Here is a 19,982-nt window from a genome sequence, read left to right as displayed (position 1 = left end):
ACCGACTAAGGACTTCAACAAATGACCAATTACCTGATCGCATTCGGCATTGCGGCGGTCGTATTCGGGGCACTCGATGCGATGTGGCTCAGCTGGGCAGGACCAAATCTCTATCGCCCTGTCATCGGTGAAATCATGGCGGATGATTTCAACATGGCCGCCGCCGGTGTCTTCTATGTCCTCTATCTGATCGGAATGATGTGGTTCGGAGTGAAGCCTGGCCTTGAAAGCGGCGACTGGACCAAGGCTCTGCTAAACGGCGCGTTGCTTGGCGCGCTGTGTTACGCAACTTTCGACTTGACCAGCCAGGCCGTTTTTAAGGTATGGGCGACGAAAATCAGCATCATGGACATTTGCTGGGGCGCGTTTGCAACGGGCACCACAAGCGCAGTGGCGACATGGGCAACGCTAAAGATAACGGGTCAATAAGAATACAGGATCGGGGCGAACATTGTTTATTGGTCATTTCGCCCCAGCGTTTCTCGCAGCATCGGTAACGCAGCGCCGGGTCAACAGCCCGGGCCTGGCGGCCATGTTTGTCGCTGCGCAATTGGTCGATTGGGCGTTTTTCGCATTCGCGCTTGTCGGGATTGAGAAAATGCGGATCGATCCCGATGCGACCGTGATGGTGCCGTTTGACCTTTATCACATGCCATACACGCACAGTCTGCTCGGCACCTCGGTCTTTGCATCGGTGTTCGCGGTGTACCTGCTGATTAAGCACAGGGATGCCGTGGGCGCTCTGCTAGCCGGGCTGGTCGTGCTTTCGCATTGGGGGCTCGACTGGCTCACCCATAGGCCGGATCTCACCCTTACGGGAAGCGGTGAGACATATGGTCTTGGTCTTTGGAACAACCCGCTGATTGCCATACCGTTGGAGCTTGGGCTGATTCTCGTTTGTTTCGCCATTTACATCAGGCGCAGCCGCGGCCCTGTTTTGCCGCCGCTGGTGATGATCCTCACGCTGCTTGTCCTTCAAGCGATCAACTGGTTCGCGCCGCATCCAGAGGCTGTCAGCGCAGCCGTCTATATTCAAGCGCTCGTCGCATTCGGTCTTTTGACTGCACTTGCATGGTGGCTTGGGGAGAACCGCTATGTGATGCGGAGAGTTGGCTTGGCCTTACCGTCTAGCTGAATTATGGGCCTTGCCCATGACCGATCAAGCAAGCGCCATCACCCCCGATATCGTCGAACAGCACGGACTTAGCCCGGAGGAATATGAGCGTGTGCTCAAAGGCCTTGGCAGAGAGCCAAACCTCGTCGAGCTTGGGATTTTTTCAGTGATGTGGTCAGAGCATTGCTCTTACAAATCATCGCGCCTGCATTTGAAGAAGCTACCTACTGAAGCGCCTTGGGTTATTTGCGGTCCAGGCGAAAATGCTGGCGTTATCGACATCGGCGATGGTCAGGCTGCCATATTCAAGATGGAGAGCCACAACCATCCTTCTTACATCGAGCCATATCAGGGCGCTGCAACCGGCGTAGGCGGGATCTTGCGCGATGTGTTCACCATGGGCGCTCGACCGGTGGCGAATGCCAATGCATTGCGATTTGGACGGCCTGAACACCCCAAAATGAAGCATCTGGTGCAAGGCGTGGTCGCTGGCATTGGTGGTTACGGTAACTGTGTTGGCGTGCCGACGGTGTGCGGGGAGACGAATTTCCACCCAGCCTATGATGGCAATATCCTCGTAAATGCCATGACCGTCGGCATCGCTGATACGGACAAGATTTTCTATTCCGCCGCTACAGGTGTGGGCAATCCCATCGTCTATGTCGGGTCCAAGACCGGACGAGACGGCATTCATGGCGCGACCATGGCTTCGGCGGATTTCGAAGAAGATGCCGACGCGAAGCGCCCGACTGTGCAAGTGGGTGACCCCTTCACAGAAAAGCTGCTGATCGAAGCCTGTCTTGAACTGATGGCGACCGATGCGATTGTCGCGATCCAGGATATGGGCGCAGCAGGCCTCACTTCATCCAGTGTCGAAATGGCGACCAACGGCAAGGCTGGCATCCGGCTCGACATGGACAAGGTGCCGTGCCGCGAGGAAGGCATGACGCCCTACGAGATGATGCTGAGCGAGAGCCAGGAACGGATGCTCATGGTCTTGAAGCCCGGCAAAGAAGAGATGGCGGCGGCAATCTTCGAGAAATGGGAGCTTGATTTCGCGGTCATCGGCGAAGTCACGGACACACAGCACATGGTGCTCGAATTCGGCGGTGAGGTCGTGTGCGACATCCCGCTTGGGCCGCTGGCTGCCGATGCGCCTGAATATGAGCGGCCTTACCTATCGAAAGAGGATTACAAGGCCTGGGCCAAGGTCAAGCCGCTCGAAAGCGTGCCGGAATGCAGCGACGTGGGCGCGGATCTGCTCAAGCTCATGGCCTCGCCTGCATTGGCCTCGCGCCGCTGGATTTCCGAGCAATATGACAGCCAGGTGATGGGCGACACTTTGCAAACCGGCGGCGATGCAGGCGTCGTGCGCGTGCACGGGACTAAGAAGGCGCTCGCGATCTCGACCGATTGCACCCCGCGCTATGTCTATGCTGACCCTTATGAAGGCGGCAAACAGGCGATTGCCGAGGCCTATCGCAATTTGTGCGCAGTCGGCGCACGTCCGCTTGCGGTCACCAATTGCCTCAACTTTGCCAACCCGCAGCGGCCCGAGATTATGGCGCAATTCGTCCATGCTCTTGAAGGCATGGGCGACGCTTGCCGCGCGCTCGACTTCCCGATCGTGTCCGGCAACGTGTCGCTCTACAACGAAAGCAAGGCAACCGGCGGCGGCAGCGCAATCCTCCCCACGCCCGCGATTGGCGGCGTCGGCATCATTGATGATGCATCCAAGATGATGACGATGAGCTTCAAGTCACAAGGCGATGCCATCTACCTTCTCGCACCCGAATTCTGGGCAAAGCCTGATCCGACCCGCTCGCATCTCGGAAAATCGCTGTGGCTGGATGTCGTGAAAGGCGTGAGCGATGGCCGCTCACCTCCAGTGAACTTGGCAGCGGAGATTGGCGCAGGGCAGATTGTGCGCAAACTGATTGGCGAAGGATTGCTCAGCGCAGTCCATGATGTGTCGGATGGCGGTTTGGCTGTCGCTTTGGCAGAAATGGCCATGTCCGGTGGTTTCGGAGCAGAGGTCACTTCGAACAATGCCTACACACCCGCCCAATGGTGGTTTGGCGAGGATCAGGCACGCTACGTAATCACGGTGCCTGCCGAAAAGGCCGAGGCATTCAACCGCATCGTCGCCGAAGGGCCCGACATCGAAGAAGCTGAAATGGTGGGCTTTACGCGCATCGGCACAGTTGGCGGGGAGAGCCTTTTGGGCGTATCGCTGACAGACATGAAAGCCGCGCATGCGAGCTTCTTTGACGAATGGATGGGGACATAGGCCTCCTCCAACCCGTTCTTCATTATGGTGGTCACTGGCTGGTCCCGTTCGCGATCGGCTGGCTGATCTGGCGCGATAAGTGGTGGCGAGCGGGACTGGTGATCGCAAGCGCCAACCTGATTGATGTCGACCACCTTCTCGCAGATCCGATTTTCGATCCGAACCGCTGTTCGATTGGCTTCCATCTGCTCCACGGCTGGATCGCCGGTCTCGCCTATCTGGCGATGCTCGCTGTGCCCAGATGGTGGGTGCGCGCGCTTGCGATAGGAGCGCTGTGGCACTTGGCAGTGGACTATGGCGATTGCGTGATGCAGACATGGTGATGTGACTGCAACCACCTCACAAACAAGCCATAATGCAACTCTGGGTCTCGTCGCCTTCATCGTGTTTGTCGACATGATGGGCATTGGACTGATCGTGCCGGTGATGCCGTCACTGCTTGAGGAGATGACGGGTCTTGGCGAAGATCAGACGGCCAGCATCGGCGGCTGGCTCTTGTTCGCTTACGCTGTCATGCAATTCCTGTTCGCGCCCGTTATTGGCGGTTTGTCTGACCGATATGGCCGACGACCAATCCTACTGGTGACCGTTTTCCTTCTCGGTATCGATTACATCATCATGGCCATGGCGCCTGATCTTTGGTGGCTTTTCGCAGGGCGCATTCTGTCGGGTATCATGGGAGCAAGCTGGGCGGCGGCTAATTCGTGCATTGCCGATATGGCTGGACCAGAGGATCGCGGGAAGCTGTTTGGAATGCTGGGCGGAGCGGGTGCGAGCGGTTTTGTAATCGGCCCGGCGATAGGCGGTGTGCTGGGCGAATACTGGGTGCGCGCACCATTCTTTGCAGCGGCAATCCTTTGCATTGGCGGCGCTGCCATTGGATACTTTGCGCTTCGCGAAACACTCCCAGCAGACCGTCGCCGCCCCTTCACAATGGCGCGCGCCAATCCGCTTGGCACGATATTCCAGATGGCGAAGACACCGCTCGTGCTGGGATTTCTTGGCGTCATCTTCCTGATGCAGACTGCCGCACAATCGACGATGTCGGTGTGGTCTTATTACACGCGGCTCAAATTCGACTGGAGCGAATTTGATATCGGTTTGGGCGTCGCGTTTTATGGATTGATGCTGGCCTTCACACAGGCGGGCCTTACAGGCGTCCTCATCAAGCGGTTTGGCGTCAAGGCAACCGCAATCGGGGGCCTCGTAATTGGTCTACAATCCTATGTGATGATGGCATTCGCGCCCACGGGATCATTCCTCATTGCCGCCATTCTTGTGGGCAGCATTGCAGGCGTCACTTTCCCCGCGATCCAGCAAATGATGAGCGAGCGCATCGCAGAGGACGCCCAAGGCGAATTGCAAGGCGCAGTTGCCTCCACAATGAGCATCACGAGCATTTTTGGACCCGTCATGATGACAGGTGTATTTGCCGCGTATGCAGACGATCAGGGGATGTATTTCCCCGGCGCGCCTTTCTTATTGTCGGCGCTTGTAGGATACACCGCGCTCGCGTTGCTCTGGCGCGTTTCGGTGCGGGTCAAACCTGCGGCAAGCCCTGCTGATTAAGCAGCTTGCGCTTCGCCCGAAAGACCCAAATCGCTTGCCGTATTGCCTTCAGCTTCTAGTTGCTTGAGGCACTCGCGGTACAGGACGGGCTTTCCAATCCTCAAACGCTCGCGCGCTGCATCGATGTCCTCGGCCATCACCGCCTCGACATCCATATGCGCCAGTTTCGCTGCAGCCGCGCCCAAACGCTGCCCTTCGCGAACGGCGGTATAGAGCGGCGCCGATGTGCCAGTGACCTTCTTCATCTGCCGCGCTGCTGCAAAAGCGATGAATTGCACACCGCGATTGTGGTTTTGCGAATAGCTAAATCCAAGGAGGCATGCTTCGCCGAGGGCATCACGGCCATAACCCGTCAGAACGTGGAATAGATCATGCGTGTCGCGCAGGCGGTTGAAATACCACTGTGTCTGATCCTGCGGTCGGTTTTCTGGAGGCGAGAACTTGTGGCTTTCTTCGACAAGGCCAGCGGCCGTAAGCCCTTCACGCTTCATAAATGCCATGTAACGTTTGCCGACGCTGTTTTCCGGCAAATCGGCCCAACGCGCGTGGTCATCCAGCATTCCGGGAATATCGGTTTCAGCGCGCAAGAAGCGCTGTCCTTCTTCTGAAAGGATGAAGTCGCGAGCTTGCTTGTGGCTCTTTTTACCCTTCACCGCTTCGATGATGTGAAAAACCTGCTCAGTGTCCTCTTTGTCCTCAACCAGCTTTCCGAAATGGTGCAACACTTTCAATGGCGCAAAGCCTGAAGTTTTGCGGTCTGGAGCGACGATGGGGAGACCAAGTACTGACATTTCAAACACTCTTAAGAGGGCAGCGATGCGTGCATCGAATCGCTAATGGTTGATTTCAATGTCCACTACTTACACTAGTGTCAGTTAAAAGTCTACTACCGTTGACGAGCGTTCATTGAAAGCAGATAGCGCCTGCCATGCGTGAACATGAAACCGTCCCCTATTCGCTGGAAAAACTCGACGACAGCGAGAGCATTAAGAGAGCTGAGGCGCTGCGTGATCGGCTGAGAACCCGGCGCACTTGCCGCTATTTCTCCGACGAAAGCGTCCCTCGCGAAGTCATCGAAGCCGCGATCGAAGCGGCCGGCACTGCCCCCAATGGCGCCAATCATCAGCCATGGCATTTCGCTGTCGTCGCATCGCCTGAGAAGAAACGCTCCATTCGCGAAGCCGCCGAAGCCGAGGAACGCCGGTTTTACGGGGAGGATGGCGAAAACCCAAAGGCGTCGGACGAATGGCTGGGCGCCCTAAAGGACTTGGGCACCGATGCGGACAAACCATTCCTCGAAACAGCGCCCTATCTGATCGTGGTCTTTGCTCAGCGCAAAGGCGGGATTGAGGAAGACGGAAAAACGCAAAATTACTACGTCAATGAAAGCGTAGGCATTGCCTGCGGGATGCTGATTGCGTGCCTTCACGAAGCGGGTTTGGCGACGCTCACTCACACCCCTTCTCCCATGGGCTTTCTTCGTGAGGCATGCGAGCGACCCGACTGGGAAAAACCGTTGATGATCGTGGTGGTGGGCCGCCCTACCCCCGATGCGACGGTTCCAGCGCACGCACTGAAGAAAAAGCCTTTAAGCCAAATTTCGAGCTGGCTTTAGTCCATAACCCATTCAGTTTCGGGAATGCCGAGCAATCGCAGGACCGAGGTCAGATCCCCGCGATCGATCCAGCCATGGGCTGCAGCACGTGCCTTGGGCTTTGCACAATAGGCAAAGCCGTATGTGGCTGCTTCGATCATGGGAATGTCATTTGCACCGTCGCCAATGGCCAGCGTAGTGGCATCAATTCCGACATTTGCCCCTTCTCGTTCAAGCGTTTGCCGCTTGGCATCGCTATCAACGATTGCCCCTTCGAGCTCTCCCGTCAGCTTGCCGTCGATCACATTGAGCCGATTACCAACAACTCGATCAAAGCCGATCTCTTCGCCCACCGCGTCGGCAAAGTGATGAAAACCGCCCGTTACAAGAACGGTTCTGCAGCCCTTTGAATTGAGCGTCTGAACGAGTGTGCGCGCTCCGGGGGTTGGCCAAATTCGATCAGAAAGGCAGCGAGTGATCGCGTCCACTTCCAACCCTTTCAATAAGGCGACGCGCTCCTTCAAGGCCTCTCTGAAATCAAGTTCGCCCAGCATCGCTTTTTCGGTGATGTCTGCGATCTTGGCTTTCAATCCAGCGTAATCAGCCAGTTCATCGATGCATTCCTGGCCGATCATGGTGGAGTCCATGTCGGATACAAAAACCTGCGGGATGGCTATGGGCGACGATGCGATCAGGCCATCTGAGGAATCAAAATGTGCATCGATCGCGTCTCGCAATCCGGCACGATTAGCATTCACGCTAACTAGCTCAACCCCGTCCTCACCCATGGGCGATATGCCCAGCGTGCCAACCGCACCGGTCATATCATCAAGGCGTGTAGCCATTCCGTCTGCGTCTGCTATCAGCCGCGCTATGAGCACTGTTGAAGACCCTCATTCAAAACCAGTCGCGCTCATCGCAGGCCCCACCGCCAGCGGCAAGAGCGCAATGGCAGTTGACCTTGCAAAAGCGCTGAAAAAGGCAGGCCAGACCGCCGTGATCATCAACGCGGATAGCGCGCAAGTCTATTCGGACCTCGCGGTGCTGTCTGCGCGCCCAACTGAAAAGGAGATGGGCGGTATCGAACATCGCCTGTTCGGTGAATGGGACGGCGCTCAGGCATGCTCGGCTGCAGACTGGGCAAAACGTGCAAGACAGGAAATCGCAGCCTGCCATGAAGCAGGCGGAGTTCCGATACTTGTTGGCGGCACAGGGCTCTATTTCAAAGTGCTGCTCGAAGGGATTGCACCTATCCCCGAAATTGATCCCAAGGTTCGCGCTGCCACGCGGGAATTGTCGACCGAGGCCGCTTTTGCTGCGCTTCAGATCGAGGATCCAGAACGCGCGGCTGACCTCAATCCTACCGATAGCCAGCGGATTGCGCGAGCGCTCGAGGTCAAGCGATCAACTGGTGTGACGCTGGGTGACTGGCAATTGTCGAAAAGCGGCGGGATTGGAGAGGAAGTGACGCTATTCCCAGCAGTGCTGATGCCAGAACGCGAATGGGTTTATCGCCGCTGTGACGCGCGCTTTGCGGAAATGGCCGAGAATGGCGCTCTTGAAGAGGTGAAAGCGTTGCTAGCGCGCGATCTTGATCTAAATCTTCCCGTCATGCGTGCCATAGGTGTGCCGGAGCTTTCAGAACACCTCGCCGACAATCTCCCACTGACCGATGCGATCGCCAACGCGCAGCAATCGACGCGCAATTATGCAAAGCGGCAATTCACATGGTTCCGCAACCAATTTGTCCCGGATTGGCCCCGCGTTACGATCGATGAAGGAAATAAAAAGACTGATCTTAACGCAATTTTTGCAGGATTATTTCAAAAGTAGGAATTGACACGCCAGATTATATCGATAAACCGAGCGTCAATCCGCCCCTGAGCCGTACGCTCAGGGATGTATTTTGTGAAGAGAGCCCCTTGGTTCGCAGCAATAGCCGCTCAACGGCACCGTAAGATTGAAATGAAAGGCGAAAGATCATGGTTGTGGTACTCCTCGTGAGGAATTGCAGGTTGATCTGACGTCTTAACGCAATAGATTGTCTCAGTCGGCCTGATGCGAAGTTTTTGGCATCGGGCCTTTTTTGTAGGTTTCGTGGAGAGATAAATGGTGGCGCAACCCTCTGGTGCCGCAATTCTGGTCGAAGGACTGATCAACCAGGGCGTCGAATATGTGTTCGGCTATCCAGGCGGCGCAGTTCTGCCCATTTATGACGAATTGTTCGGCGATGAACGCATCCGCCACATTCTCGTGCGACATGAAGCTGGCGCTGCCCACGCAGCCGAAGGCTATGCCCGCGCAACAGGCAAGCCTGGTGTTGTCCTTGTCACTTCAGGTCCGGGCGCGACCAACGCGGTGACCGGCATCGCCGATGCTTGGATGGACTCTATCCCGCTCGTGGTGATCACTGGCCAGGTCCCGACTGCCCTTATCGGCACCGATGCATTTCAGGAAGCCGACACAGTTGGCATCACGCGCCACTGCACGAAACATAATTATCTGGTCAAAGACCCGTCCGATCTCGCAGCGACGATTGAGGAAGCGTTCTGCATCGCCACGACTGGTCGGCCGGGTCCGGTCGTAATAGACATTCCCAAAGACGTGCAGATTGCGGTGCCTTCGAAAAGCCGTGCATCCAAACTGACAGCAACACATCGCTACACTCCGCAAATGGTCGCCCCGCCCGAACAGATTGCCGAGGCGGTTGAGATGATCGCAAATGCCGAGCGTCCCATACTTTACACAGGCGGCGGCGTCATCAATTCTGGCCCAGAAGCGAGCGCCTTGCTGCGCAAGTTTCAAGACATCACCGGGTCGCCCGTCACCTCGACGCTCATGGGGCTTGGCGCATTTCCATCAGAGCATCCCGACTGGCTCGGTATGCTGGGGATGCACGGCACTTATGAAGCCAATATGGCAATGAACAAGTGTGATGTCATGGTTTGCGTTGGTGCGCGCTTTGATGACCGTGTGACCGGTAGGCTTGATGCGTTCTCGCCGGGTTCTAAGAAGATACACATCGATATCGACCGCTCCTCCATAAACAAAACAGTCCCCGTGGACCTTGGCATTGTCGGTGATTGCGCAACCGTGCTTGGGCAAATGATTGAGGCTTGGGGTGAGCGGACCGCGCAGGATATGGGAGAATGGAAAGCCCGTATCGCAGGCTGGCGCGCACGCGAATGCCTCGCTTATCCGCCCAAATCGAAAAAGCATCCAGACATGATCATGCCGCAAAAAGCAGTCGAGCGGCTGCATGCGCTAACGCATGAAAGGTCACCGATCATCTCGACCGAAGTCGGTCAGCACCAGATGTGGGCAGCTCAATATTTCGGTTTCGAAGACCCAAACAAATGGCTCACGTCAGGCGGGCTTGGGACAATGGGTTATGGGCTTCCTGCAGCCATCGGCGCGCAATTGGGCGATCCGGATGCATTGGTGATCGATATTGCTGGCGAAGCATCAATCCAGATGAACATCCAGGAGCTTGGCACCGCGTCACAGTACCGCCTGCCAGTCAAAGTGTTTATTCTCAACAATGAGTACATGGGCATGGTCCGCCAATGGCAGGAACTCACCTATGAAAGCCGGTATTCAAATAGCTATTCTGACAGCCTGCCCAATTTCGTGGCCTTGGCAGAAGCCTATGGCTGGAAAGGTATCCGCATCCATGGCGAGGATGAATTGGATGCAGGGATCAACGCTATGCTTGAACATGATGGCCCTGTAATCGTCGATTGTCTTGTTGCGCCCGACGCCAATTGCCTGCCGATGATACCATCAGGCGCTGCGCATACTGACATGCTGCTTTACGGCGACTCTGTTGACGGCACCATGGATGACGAAGCGAAAGCCTTGGTCTAAAGCGCGCAAGACATCAGGAAAGACAACCCAAGATGAAAATCAAAAGCGCCGAAACCGAGCGCCACGTGCTTGCGATCACGGTTGACAATGAGCCGGGCATTCTCGCCAAAATAACCGGTATGTTCACCGCGCGCGGCTACAACATTGACAGCCTGACTGTTGCCGACATTTCAGATGACCACGCCGTCAGTCGGATCACCATTGTCACCAATGGCCCGCCCGAAGTGATAGACCAGATTGAAGCCCAACTCGACCGACTGGTACCCGTTCACAAAGTGATCGATCTTACCCAAGCTGGACCGCATGTTGAGCGCGAATTGGCCCTAATCAAAGTTGCTGGCCAAGGCGAAAAACGGGTTGAGGCACTTCGGATCGCCGAACTCTTCCGCGCCAAAGTCATCGACACAACAATTTCTAGCTTCGTTTTCGAGCTTACCGGACCGCCCGACAAGATCGACAGCTTCATCGCCTTAATGCGTGAGCTTGGCCTGGTGTCCGTTGGCCGCTCTGGTGTTGTCGGCATGATGCGCGGCGACTCCGGCACCCACTAATCCATTTCGTTTTTTCGAGTTACAGAGGAACCTCCCAGATGAAAGTCTATTACGACGCCGATGCCGATCTTGGTTTGATCAAATCCAAAAAGATCGCCGTGCTCGGCTATGGTTCGCAAGGCCATGCACATGCTCAGAATCTGCGTGATAGCGGCGTTGGCGAAATTGCCATTGCTTTACGCGATGGTTCCGCCACAGCGAAAAAAGCAGAGGCTGCAGGTTTCAAAGTGCTTTCAAACACAGACGCCGCCAAATGGGCAGATATTCTCATGATCTTGGCGCCCGATGAGCATCAGGCGGCGATTTATGCCGACAACGTCCACGGTCACATGAAGCCTGGAAGTGCACTCGCATTTGCCCACGGTCTCAACATTCATTTCGGCCTTATTGAACCGCAATCCGACATTGACGTGATCATGATCGCACCCAAAGGGCCTGGTCACACGGTGCGATCTGAATATTCACGCGGCGGCGGGGTGCCCTGCCTGATCGCGGTTCATCAAGATGCCAGCGGCAGCGCTCATGATGTCGCCCTTGCTTACGCCTCTGGCGTGGGTGGTGGCCGCTCTGGGATTATCGAAACCAATTTTCGCGAAGAGTGCGAAACAGACTTATTCGGCGAGCAGGCCGTACTTTGCGGCGGGATCACGCACTTAATTCAAGCGGGCTTCGAAACTCTAACCGAAGCTGGATACGCGCCCGAAATGGCATATTTTGAGTGCCTCCACGAAACCAAGTTGATCGTCGATCTGCTCTATGAAGGCGGCATTGCCAACATGCGCTATTCGATCAGTAACACGGCTGAATATGGCGATATCAAAACGGGTCCACGCATTATTACCGATGAGACCAAGGCCGAAATGAAGCGAGTACTTGCCGACATTCAGGCTGGTCGTTTTGTCAAAGACTTCGTGCTCGATAACCGCGCAGGACAGCCCGAGCTCAAAGCTTCACGCAAAGCCGCCGCAGCGCATCCGATTGAGAAAACCGGGGCCGAGCTCCGCGCCATGATGCCGTGGATCAGCGCCAATAAACTCGTCGACAAGGAAAAGAACTAAGGCGATAGGCGAGCGTTCTAATGAATGCTCGCACCGCTCCTATTGTCTATGGCCTGATGGCGATCATTGGCGCTATCATTGTCGTGCGCGCCTATTTGAATGTGAAAGGTCCAGAGGATTTCGTCATCACAGTGACCCAGAACGAAGTTGAGCAATTTGCTCGGCAACAGCTCGAGGAATTGCAGGCACAATCATTCTCAGATGATGTGGAACTTTGCGGTATAATCTTCGAAGAGGCAGGTGGGACGCTTGGATCAACGCCTCCGCGCCTTGGAGACGAGGCAAGTTGCGGGATCAGCTATTTCGATGAACCGGGAATGCGGCCGGTCGCCAGTTTCCATACGCACGGTTCGTTCAGCGATAAATATGACAGCGAAGTGCCATCGGTGCTCGATCTTCAAAGTGACGCCGCAAGCGGTATGGATGGTTATGTTGCAACACCAGGTGGCAGGTTCTGGCACGTCAATGCTGAGCAGCCTTCGGCGCGGCTAGTATGTGGCGCGCGATGCCTGCCTCAAGATCGCGACTACGTGCCCTGTCCTGCTTTGGAACCGCGCCAACTGTACACTCTACAAGAGTTGGCAGAGAGACAGAGCGATCCGCTCCCAGATTGCTAAGGCAAACCAGATTAATTGCGACACCAGAAAAAAGGGTGTGACCGGCGGACTTAGGAGGAAAACCCAACCGGCCACACCCAAGAAGCATGCCGTCAGGCTTTCGGCATGCAAACACGAGCCAGCAAAATCCGCCCGGCGGATGGCCGAAGCGGTCTTTGAAAATGAGCCTGTCGAACTGGCAAGAAGTGTCTCTGCGTGTGATCAAGCATGGACTGTCCCATGCTTCCTCCAAATTGTGCGACGACCATCCGACTAACCGTCAGGACTGGGGCGTCAGGGGGAAAGGCCAGCAGGGGAAACTGACCAGTGTCCTAACTGCCGCCGAATGGCCGCGCACCCACGGTATTCGCTGGCGATACGCAATTGGTGACACTTTGATCGAAAAAATATGAAATATCGATCCGAAGCTGAAACCTGCGCCGTTCTCGACATTGAAATAGGGATCGGGCAATGCAGCACGAAACGGGTGATTGCGTTTCAATATGCGACTTTCGGACTGTCACAATATCGATGATTTTCGCGCGCTTGCAAAGGCACGCCTGCCCTTCCCCGTGTTCGATTACATTGATGGGGCGGCTGATGATGAATTGACCAAAGCGCGCAACACAATGGCCTATGATATGGTCGATCTAGTGCCCGATGTTCTAGCTGGTGTTGAGGAGATAGACACCACTTGCACGATCCTCGGACGAAAAACCGCCCTTCCCCTCATGCTTTCGCCCACTGCCGTACAGCGCGCTTTCCACTGGCAGGGGGAGACTGCCGTGGCGAAAGCTGGAGAGAAATTCGGCCTGTGGTTCGGAATATCCAGCCTCGCGACCCGTTCAATTGAAGAGATTGCTGAGCTCACGAGAGGGCCGAAGCTTTTTCAGCTCTACGTCCATAAAGACAAAGGGTTGAACACGAACATGATCGAGCGATGTCAGGCTTCAGGTTTTGATGCGCTCGCTTTGACGGTAGACACCATCGTTTCGGGCAAGCGCGAGCGATGCCTCAGATCAGGATTTACGACCCCGCCCCGCTTCACTCCCGCAGGCGTCTGGAGCTATGCAACACGGCCGCGCTGGACACTCGATTACCTTTTCCGCGAGAAATTCCAGCTTCCCAATCTCAATACGCATGTGAGCGAAGGATCAAGTAAGGCAGTGAGCATTGCGGAATACTTCAACACCATGCTCGACACATCAATGAACTGGGACACTGCGGCGGAGATTAAACAACAGTGGGGCGGCACTTTTGTGCTGAAGGGCGTGATGAGTGTTGCGGATGCCCGCCGTGCGGTAGAGATGGGTGCTGATGCCATAATGCTATCCAACCACGGCGGTAGGCAATTGGACGGAAGCCGTGCGCCATTTGACCAATTGCCCGAAATTGTTGACGCGGTCGGAGGTAGGATCGAAATCATATGCGATGGCGGTGTAAGGCGCGGCACGCATGTCCTGAAATCACTTTGCGCAGGAGCTACGGCGGCCTCTGGGGGGAGGCTTTACCTGTATGCCTTGGCTGCAGCCGGAAAAGAAGGTGTTGAACGCGCCCTAATGATACTCAAAGATGAGATTGAACGCGGAATGCGATTGATGGGAGTGCACAAAGTTGATGAACTCACTCAAGATCGCATTCGGACGCGATAACACGACTATGCAAATGGAAAAGGAGCGGTGATGCAAAAGCTCGTGAAAATTGCTGTGTCTGCCACCTTGATGACGCTGGCTGCGTGCGGCAGTCAAGCTGAGCAATCAACGCCTGCCAATGCGGCGGATGATTTCGCCGCGCGCATAAATGGCGCAAAGGAAACACCGGCGCCCGAGCCTACCGGAACGGTTGCTCCCACCGTCGCAGAGCCACTGGAAGGTGCAGCGCAAGGCCCCTATGTTGCAGGCACCGCGACCGATCCAGCCAGCGCCACATGCGGCGCGAATGAAATGGGTCAATTCATCGGGCTCGAAGCCGATGACAACGTGCAGCTTGCAATCGTAAATGTCATCGACGGGGCGAACGAGGTGCGCTTTATTGCAGCGGGTAGCGATTACATTCGTCCTGATCCAACAAATCCGCGACTCAACATCATGCTGGATGCGGCAAACATCATTCGTGACGCGCGCTGCGGATAACCGATGAAAAACCCCGCCACTCGTTCGAGTAGCGGGGCAATTCAAACCGTAGTGAATGCGGATTAGTCTTGATAGTGCTCATCAGGTGAGTGCGTTGGATAGTTCGTATCAGCCTTCGCGATGAAGCCAGGAATATCTTTTTCCCAGCGATCCTGAACATCTTCGTTGAAGTTCAAGTAGAGTGTGCCGTCGACAATTTCGTAAACCTGCGGATCTCCAGGTGCGAGAGCGTCATTGGCGCCGATGGCCCATGCGCAGTATCCGCCATATGCCGGGGCGTATTTGTCAGGGTCTTCGATAAACGCCTTGGCATTGTCTTCGTTGGCAAAACGATAGTCATATCCTTGGTACTTGACCGTAAATTCTTCGGTGCCTTCAACAGGAACGCCGTCGCCGGTGAAATAGCTGACCACGTCAAATCCCGATACGGCTAGCGTGTCGCCTTTCGCTTTGCGATAAACCGGACCGTTGGGTTCACCGCCAAGATCAGCATAGACCGATGACTCGGTTGTTGCTTCAGCCGTGGCGCCAGTGTCGGCAGGTGCTTCAGCGGCAGGAGCGCCGCATGCTGCGACGGTTGCCAAAAGTGCGATTGCAAAAATTGAACGTTTCATTGGATTACCTCCTTGGTGTGTCACGTTGCCAGCGGCCTGATCGCCGGCGACACTGGGCAATTCGCACTAGGGTTGGCGTTCGTTACACTCGATACGAAATTTCTTTAAGCGCGCGCTTGCACCCATATCAAAAATCGCACAAAAGCTAAGGTGTGATGCGAACAAACGGTCTCCTGCTACGACTTACACGCCCTTGGGCGTGACTGCACGCGTGCCAACGGCCGCTTGCTGACGTTCAAGGGGCCTCACCAGACTTTCTCATCAATTCGCACGCGAGCCAATTCCATCATGCCAATGCTGAAACAGCCTTCGACAAAATACGCGCCGTTTGGCCAGATCAATCTGCCCGATCGCCAATGGCCAAGCCGCCTAATCGAAAAGGCACCGCGCTGGCTCTCAACCGACCTTCGCGACGGCAACCAATCGATCATCGATCCAATGGATGCGGTAAAGAAAAAGCGCTTCTTCGACCTTCTTGTCGAAGTTGGTGTGAAGGAAATCGAAGTCGGTTTCCCAAGCGCCGGTGCAACGGAATTCGACTTTATCTCGGGCCTGGTAAAATCAAATGCCATCCCCGACGACGTGACGGTCCAAGTTCTGACGCAAAGCCGCGAAGATCTGATCCGAACTTCGTTTGAAAGCCTTGAAGGTGCACGTTCCGCCATTGTCCACCTCTACAACGCCGTAAGCCCTGCGTGGCGCGATATCGTTTTCCGCATGTCGAAAGATGAGGTGCGCGAAATTGCTGCTCAAGGCGCTAGAGTGATGCGCGATTGTGCCGCAGAGCGGCCCGAAACGGACTGGCGTTTTCAGTACTCGCCAGAGACATTCTCGACCGCAGAATTGGATTTCTCGATCGAGGTTTGCGAGGCGGTGATGGAAGTTATCTCCCCAACACGAGAAAGACCGATTATCCTCAATTTGCCGGCCACGGTGGAAGCGGCAACGCCTAATATCTACGCGGATCAGATAGAGTACTTCTGCCGTAACCTGCCTAATCGCGAGAGCGCGATTGTCTCACTCCACACTCACAACGACCGGGGAACGGGCGTTGCGGCTGCCGAATTGGGCCTGATGGCGGGAGCAGACCGCGTTGAAGGTTGCCTTTTCGGAAACGGAGAGCGCACTGGGAATTGCTGCCTCATAACTATGGCACTCAATCTCTACACGCAAGGCGTCGATCCCGGCCTCGATTTCTCCGATATCGACCGCGTTATCGAGACAGTCGAATACTGCAACGATCTGCCAGTTCATCAGCGCCACCCCTATGGTGGTGAACTCGTCTACACCGCGTTTTCAGGAAGCCATCAGGACGCAATCAAGAAAGGTTTTGAAGCCAATTCAGCACAAAATGACGAACGATGGCGTGTTCCATACCTTCCGATTGACCCGGCAGACTTGGGCCGCAATTATGAAGCTGTTATCCGCGTCAATTCGCAAAGCGGCAAAGGCGGATTTGCGTGGGTGCTGGAGCAGGATCAGGGGCTGAAACTGCCAAAGCAAATGCAGGCAGACTTTTCCAAGCATGTCCAGCATCTGGCCGACGAGTTGGGTCGCGAATTGAATGCCGCCGACATCTGGAGAGCTTTTCAGACTGCGTATCATGTCCAGACGGACAAAAAGCACTTTCAACTGGTGGACTACGAAGAAAGCCGAGCCGCCGATGGAACTCGCCTCTTCGCTGGCAAGATTGCGGTGGAAGGCGGCGAGCAAAGTGTTTCTGGAAGAGGCAATGGCCTGATTTCTAGCGTGGTGAGCACGTTTGAGGAGGCATTCGATCTCGATATTCGAGTGCTTGATTACACCGAACACGCACTCGGTTCCGGTCGAGAAGCAAGGGCTGCAGCGTATCTGAAATGCGAAAGCAATGGCAGGATAATCTGGGGTTGCGGAATAGACGAAGACGTTGCCACCGCAAGTGTTCGTGCAGTGTTGAGCGTTGCGAACTCAGCTGTTGCAGCCTGATCCTTGCCACGACCCTTTCCCACATACTCAAGCTTTGGAGTAGACTATGAAGAACCTGTTCGACGTATCCGGCAAGACGGCAGTTGTCACTGGCGGATCCAGCGGTATTGGCGCGATGATGGCCAAGGGCCTGCTCTCAAATGGCGCTAAGGCTTATATCACGGCGCGCAAGCTGGAGCGGCTCGAAGCGATGGCAGAAGAGCTTTCCCAGTATGGCGAGTGCGTGGCAATTCAAGCCGATATGTCGAAGGTTGAAGGGATTGAAGCGTTTGTTGAGGAAGTCTCCAAACACGAAGACAGTATCGACATTCTCATCAACAATGCAGGAGCAAACTGGGCGGCTCCACTGGAACAATTCCCGGAAAAAGGCTGGGATAAAGTGATGGACATCAACATCAAATCAGTCTTCTTCACGACGCAGAAATTCATTCCATTGCTGAAAGCTGCAGGGACGAGCGAAAGCCCTGCCCGCGTGATCAACATCGCGTCGATCAACGGCATCCGCAATTCCGGTATGCCGACTTATGCCTATTCGGCGAGCAAATCCGGAGTAATCCACCTTACCGAACATCTCGCCACGGATCTTGCGTCCAGCAACATCAATGTGAACGCTATAGCGCCAGGCCTTTTCCCAAGCGACATGACGAAGCAAATTGTCGAAAATGATGGAATGGCGGATGCCGCCATCAAGCAAATACCGCGCGGCCGGATGGGTCAGCCTGAGGATATTGCCGGGACTGCAATCTACCTAAGCTCGCGGGCATCTGCGTGGCTGACCGGCAAGACTATCGCGCTCGATGGCGGAATGATCTCCACCGCCTGACCTGATCAGATGCCACATCTAACACGGTTTTCTACATCCGCCTCTCGAAGCTTTCTTGGATGTGCCGCATAACTGTTCCGGGCTCCTCAAAGAGCATGAAACCCCCGGTATCGGGAACGAAGATCGGATCGTTGAAGCCGTACCTGACGCAGGATTTTCGCACGAACTCGGCCGGCATAGCGCGGTCATCTTCGCTCGCCAGCATCTGTATAGGAATTGAGATATTCTCGCACAATTCGCTCCAGTCAGCCGCCCAGCTGAGCATGGTGTCGATCGTGCCGTCGAACCCCTTGCTAAAGATATAGAACGCCGATCTGCGGATTGATGTCAGCATGTCCGGACTTCGCAGGGCAGCCAGTTCGCGCGGGCAGTTGCGATAGAAATTCTCGACAAAGCGATAGAACTCTCCGTCGCGAATGCTAGCCAGCATGGCTCTCTGATAAATACGAGCGAAAGCTGGCACAGTCCGCGCTAAGCGCATCTGCAATTGGTGACTTTTGGGAATAGTCGCAAAGTCGGCGCGATCAACGAAAGGCAGATAGCCGGCTGCCAAGACACCCCCGTATAACCGTTCCGGTTGATACTTAGCCATCGCCATCAGATATTGGCTGCCTGCCTGCGTAGTCAGACCAACCGCGCTCTTTATCTGGAGATAGTCGAGAAGCCTGGCGACGCGCGGTGCGAAATTGATGGCGCTTTCGATCGACCAACCCTCACCAGTTGTGTCCCCGTAATACGGCCGCCATGGCGCGATTATACGAAGACCATGATCGAGAGCTTGCTGCTGCACCTTGGATGTCAATAAGGCGCCTTCAAGGGGATGGAAGTACAGAACTGGATGGCCGTCAGGATCGCCATATTCTTCCCAGGCAATCGTTCCGAACGTCGGGTCTTCGAATGTATTCTCGCAATGGTGCGGCAAGGCTGCCAGCGAGTCGGTTGGCATCTCAATCGAATGCACAAATCCGGCGTACAAAAGCAGCAACTCTTCCTTTGATCGGATAGACAGTTTTCGCTGCAATGCTTTCAACTGATTGCGAACTGTCCCGATAGACCGCCCTCGAATCTCCGCAAAGCTACGGACTTTCCCGCCGGTGACCAAATGCTTTGTTAATGCGATCTCGACATCCGTCAGATTCAAAGCCGTTTGGAAGGCTTTGCCAGCCTGCGTGTTCCACCGTAAACGAACCGCATGAAAAACAAACAATTGCCCTTGATTGCTCTTAGTTCGAACAACGGAGAACCAGCGACCTTCCAAATCAGTATCCGACACGAATATGCGAACAAATTCTGGTTCATCATCAAGCGAGAGATTGCGCAATCTACGAAACTCTTTGGTGCCTCCTGATGGATCAAACAAATACGAAGGCGCCGGGCTGCCAGCAGCAAATCCATCCGCTTCGAACATTTCTGCGTTGCTCGATACGATCATCATGGAATCATCAAGAGCAAGGTCGCACTGAATCTCGGTCGCGCGTTCAGTCGTTATCTTGCTGTAATCACTTTGGGATGCCGGATAGACAGTGTCCAGGATCCTCGCTGCATTAGTCAAATGCGCATCAGCCTTGACCGAGAAATCATCGATCTGATCCTCTGCCGTTGCCAATTCGGCAATCAGATCAACCATACCGTCGGGCTTCGCAATTGCTGCATACGCTTTGGCGACAATCTCCTGCAGATTGTCGTCATCAGAAATACTCGACACGTCCAGTTCCTTTAGCAGTGCCTGTTCAAGCGTGGCCTGTGAGCGCTACTGCCGAGCACATGAGAATTCGACTGATGCACGTTCGCCTAATTCCCGTCTGCCGC

At 55.2% G+C, this 19,982-nt stretch carries 19 protein-coding genes; 15 read left to right on the top strand and 4 right to left on the bottom strand.

Annotation, left to right across the window (positions count from 1 at the left end; genetic code table 11):
- Positions 1-21 precede the first annotated feature (21 nt).
- Genes AUC45_RS01565 through AUC45_RS01545 form a run of 5 tightly spaced genes read left to right on the top strand, consistent with a single transcriptional unit; the run spans position 22 to position 4,973 of the window.
- A complete protein-coding gene (locus AUC45_RS01565; RefSeq protein ID WP_067597168.1) occupies positions 22-429 on the top strand; it encodes a DUF2177 family protein in 408 nt (135 codons plus the stop codon).
- 22 nt (positions 430-451) lie between these two features.
- Positions 452-1,135, top strand: a complete 684-nt coding sequence (locus AUC45_RS01560; protein ID WP_067597165.1) for a hypothetical protein — start codon at positions 452-454, stop codon at positions 1,133-1,135.
- 16 nt (positions 1,136-1,151) lie between these two features.
- Positions 1,152-3,404, top strand: a complete 2,253-nt coding sequence (purL, locus tag AUC45_RS01555) for a phosphoribosylformylglycinamidine synthase subunit PurL (RefSeq protein ID WP_067597163.1) — start codon at positions 1,152-1,154, stop codon at positions 3,402-3,404.
- Positions 3,389-3,727, top strand: a complete 339-nt coding sequence (locus AUC45_RS01550; RefSeq protein ID WP_067597161.1) for a DUF6122 family protein — start codon at positions 3,389-3,391, stop codon at positions 3,725-3,727. Before purL ends, AUC45_RS01550 begins: the two co-directional genes overlap by 16 nt.
- Position 3,728: 1 nt before the next feature.
- Positions 3,729-4,973 carry a TCR/Tet family MFS transporter gene (locus AUC45_RS01545; RefSeq protein WP_067597159.1) on the top strand — a complete coding sequence of 415 codons (1,245 nt, stop codon included), beginning with the start codon at positions 3,729-3,731 and terminating at the stop codon, positions 4,971-4,973.
- Here the strand turns inward: AUC45_RS01545 and AUC45_RS01540 are convergent.
- Positions 4,970-5,764 carry a Coq4 family protein gene (locus AUC45_RS01540; protein ID WP_067597154.1) on the bottom strand — a complete coding sequence of 265 codons (795 nt, stop codon included), beginning with the start codon at positions 5,762-5,764 and terminating at the stop codon, positions 4,970-4,972. The two genes, AUC45_RS01545 and AUC45_RS01540, sit on opposite strands and share 4 nt — an antisense overlap.
- Before the next feature lie 137 nt (positions 5,765-5,901).
- On the opposite strand from AUC45_RS01540, the gene AUC45_RS01535 reads away from it, so the two are divergent.
- Entirely contained in the window at positions 5,902-6,588 is a 687-nt protein-coding gene (locus AUC45_RS01535; protein WP_067597151.1) for a nitroreductase family protein, read from the top strand.
- Here AUC45_RS01535 and serB read toward each other — a convergent pair.
- Entirely contained in the window at positions 6,585-7,412 is an 828-nt protein-coding gene (serB, locus tag AUC45_RS01530) for a phosphoserine phosphatase SerB (RefSeq protein WP_197409483.1), read from the bottom strand. The genes AUC45_RS01535 and serB overlap by 4 nt on opposite strands.
- 28 nt (positions 7,413-7,440) lie before the next feature.
- Here serB and miaA point away from each other — a divergent pair, with 28 nt between their 5' ends.
- The 7 genes from miaA (at position 7,441) to AUC45_RS01490 (ending at position 14,771) form a co-directional block, all read left to right on the top strand.
- Complete coding sequence (miaA, locus tag AUC45_RS01525; protein WP_067597145.1) at positions 7,441-8,400, top strand: tRNA (adenosine(37)-N6)-dimethylallyltransferase MiaA; 960 nt, start codon at positions 7,441-7,443, stop codon at positions 8,398-8,400.
- Between the two features lie 276 nt (positions 8,401-8,676).
- Positions 8,677-10,434, top strand: coding sequence for a biosynthetic-type acetolactate synthase large subunit (gene ilvB, locus AUC45_RS01520; RefSeq protein ID WP_067597136.1), 1,758 nt, complete (start codon positions 8,677-8,679; stop codon positions 10,432-10,434).
- Positions 10,435-10,466: 32 nt separating this feature from the next.
- Positions 10,467-10,985 (top strand): acetolactate synthase small subunit, encoded by a 519-nt coding sequence (ilvN, locus tag AUC45_RS01515; RefSeq protein ID WP_067597133.1) that lies wholly within the window; start codon positions 10,467-10,469, stop codon positions 10,983-10,985.
- 38 nt (positions 10,986-11,023) lie between these two features.
- Positions 11,024-12,043, top strand: coding sequence for a ketol-acid reductoisomerase (gene ilvC, locus AUC45_RS01510; RefSeq protein WP_067597132.1), 1,020 nt, complete (start codon positions 11,024-11,026; stop codon positions 12,041-12,043).
- 20 nt (positions 12,044-12,063) lie between these two features.
- On the top strand, positions 12,064-12,660 hold the full coding sequence (locus AUC45_RS01505) for a DUF4329 domain-containing protein (RefSeq protein WP_067597131.1): 597 nt from the start codon (positions 12,064-12,066) through the stop codon (positions 12,658-12,660).
- 482 nt (positions 12,661-13,142) lie between these two features.
- Positions 13,143-14,291 (top strand): alpha-hydroxy acid oxidase, encoded by a 1,149-nt coding sequence (locus AUC45_RS01495; RefSeq protein WP_067597128.1) that lies wholly within the window; start codon positions 13,143-13,145, stop codon positions 14,289-14,291.
- Between the two features lie 30 nt (positions 14,292-14,321).
- Positions 14,322-14,771: a hypothetical protein gene (locus AUC45_RS01490; protein WP_067597125.1), complete on the top strand. Its 450-nt coding sequence runs from the start codon at positions 14,322-14,324 to the stop codon at positions 14,769-14,771.
- A gap of 62 nt (positions 14,772-14,833) precedes the next feature.
- On the opposite strand, the gene AUC45_RS01485 is transcribed toward AUC45_RS01490, so the two are convergent.
- Positions 14,834-15,385: a YHS domain-containing (seleno)protein gene (locus AUC45_RS01485; protein ID WP_082700959.1), complete on the bottom strand. Its 552-nt coding sequence runs from the start codon at positions 15,383-15,385 to the stop codon at positions 14,834-14,836.
- A 288-nt stretch (positions 15,386-15,673) separates the two neighbouring features.
- On the opposite strand from AUC45_RS01485, the gene leuA reads away from it, so the two are divergent.
- A complete protein-coding gene (gene leuA / locus AUC45_RS01480) occupies positions 15,674-17,350 on the top strand; it encodes a 2-isopropylmalate synthase (protein ID WP_067597118.1) in 1,677 nt (558 codons plus the stop codon).
- Between the two features lie 46 nt (positions 17,351-17,396).
- A complete protein-coding gene (locus tag AUC45_RS01475; RefSeq protein WP_067597115.1) occupies positions 17,397-18,173 on the top strand; it encodes a glucose 1-dehydrogenase in 777 nt (258 codons plus the stop codon).
- Between the two features lie 31 nt (positions 18,174-18,204).
- Here AUC45_RS01475 and AUC45_RS01470 read toward each other — a convergent pair whose 3' ends face one another.
- On the bottom strand, positions 18,205-19,878 hold the full coding sequence (locus AUC45_RS01470) for an alpha/beta hydrolase (protein WP_067597112.1): 1,674 nt from the start codon (positions 19,876-19,878) through the stop codon (positions 18,205-18,207).
- Positions 19,879-19,982: the final 104 nt, after the last annotated feature.

This window comes from Erythrobacter sp. YT30 (genome assembly GCF_001542875.1).
Classification (GTDB): Bacteria; Pseudomonadota; Alphaproteobacteria; order Sphingomonadales; family Sphingomonadaceae; genus Erythrobacter.
This window is presented reverse-complemented; position numbering and strand designations above follow the sequence as displayed.

What these genes read in the sequence shown, in the direction of transcription:
- AUC45_RS01565 (WP_067597168.1), top strand. Translation starts at nt 22, where the DNA reads ATGACCAATTACCTGATCGCATTCGGCATTGCGGCGGTCGTATTCGGG.
- AUC45_RS01475 (WP_067597115.1), top strand. Translation starts at nt 17,397, where the DNA reads ATGAAGAACCTGTTCGACGTATCCGGCAAGACGGCAGTTGTCACTGGC.
- ilvB (WP_067597136.1), top strand. Translation starts at nt 8,677, where the DNA reads ATGGTGGCGCAACCCTCTGGTGCCGCAATTCTGGTCGAAGGACTGATC.
- ilvN (WP_067597133.1), top strand. Translation starts at nt 10,467, where the DNA reads ATGAAAATCAAAAGCGCCGAAACCGAGCGCCACGTGCTTGCGATCACG.
- AUC45_RS01540 (WP_067597154.1), bottom strand. Translation starts at nt 5,764, where the DNA reads ATGTCAGTACTTGGTCTCCCCATCGTCGCTCCAGACCGCAAAACTTCA.
- AUC45_RS01505 (WP_067597131.1), top strand. Translation starts at nt 12,064, where the DNA reads ATGAATGCTCGCACCGCTCCTATTGTCTATGGCCTGATGGCGATCATT.
- miaA (WP_067597145.1), top strand. Translation starts at nt 7,441, where the DNA reads ATGAGCACTGTTGAAGACCCTCATTCAAAACCAGTCGCGCTCATCGCA.
- AUC45_RS01485 (WP_082700959.1), bottom strand. Translation starts at nt 15,385, where the DNA reads ATGAAACGTTCAATTTTTGCAATCGCACTTTTGGCAACCGTCGCAGCA.
- serB (WP_197409483.1), bottom strand. Translation starts at nt 7,412, where the DNA reads ATGGCTACACGCCTTGATGATATGACCGGTGCGGTTGGCACGCTGGGC.
- ilvC (WP_067597132.1), top strand. Translation starts at nt 11,024, where the DNA reads ATGAAAGTCTATTACGACGCCGATGCCGATCTTGGTTTGATCAAATCC.
- purL (WP_067597163.1), top strand. Translation starts at nt 1,152, where the DNA reads ATGACCGATCAAGCAAGCGCCATCACCCCCGATATCGTCGAACAGCAC.
- AUC45_RS01535 (WP_067597151.1), top strand. Translation starts at nt 5,902, where the DNA reads ATGCGTGAACATGAAACCGTCCCCTATTCGCTGGAAAAACTCGACGAC.
- AUC45_RS01495 (WP_067597128.1), top strand. Translation starts at nt 13,143, where the DNA reads ATGCGACTTTCGGACTGTCACAATATCGATGATTTTCGCGCGCTTGCA.
- AUC45_RS01490 (WP_067597125.1), top strand. Translation starts at nt 14,322, where the DNA reads ATGCAAAAGCTCGTGAAAATTGCTGTGTCTGCCACCTTGATGACGCTG.
- leuA (WP_067597118.1), top strand. Translation starts at nt 15,674, where the DNA reads ATGCCAATGCTGAAACAGCCTTCGACAAAATACGCGCCGTTTGGCCAG.
- AUC45_RS01550 (WP_067597161.1), top strand. Translation starts at nt 3,389, where the DNA reads ATGGATGGGGACATAGGCCTCCTCCAACCCGTTCTTCATTATGGTGGT.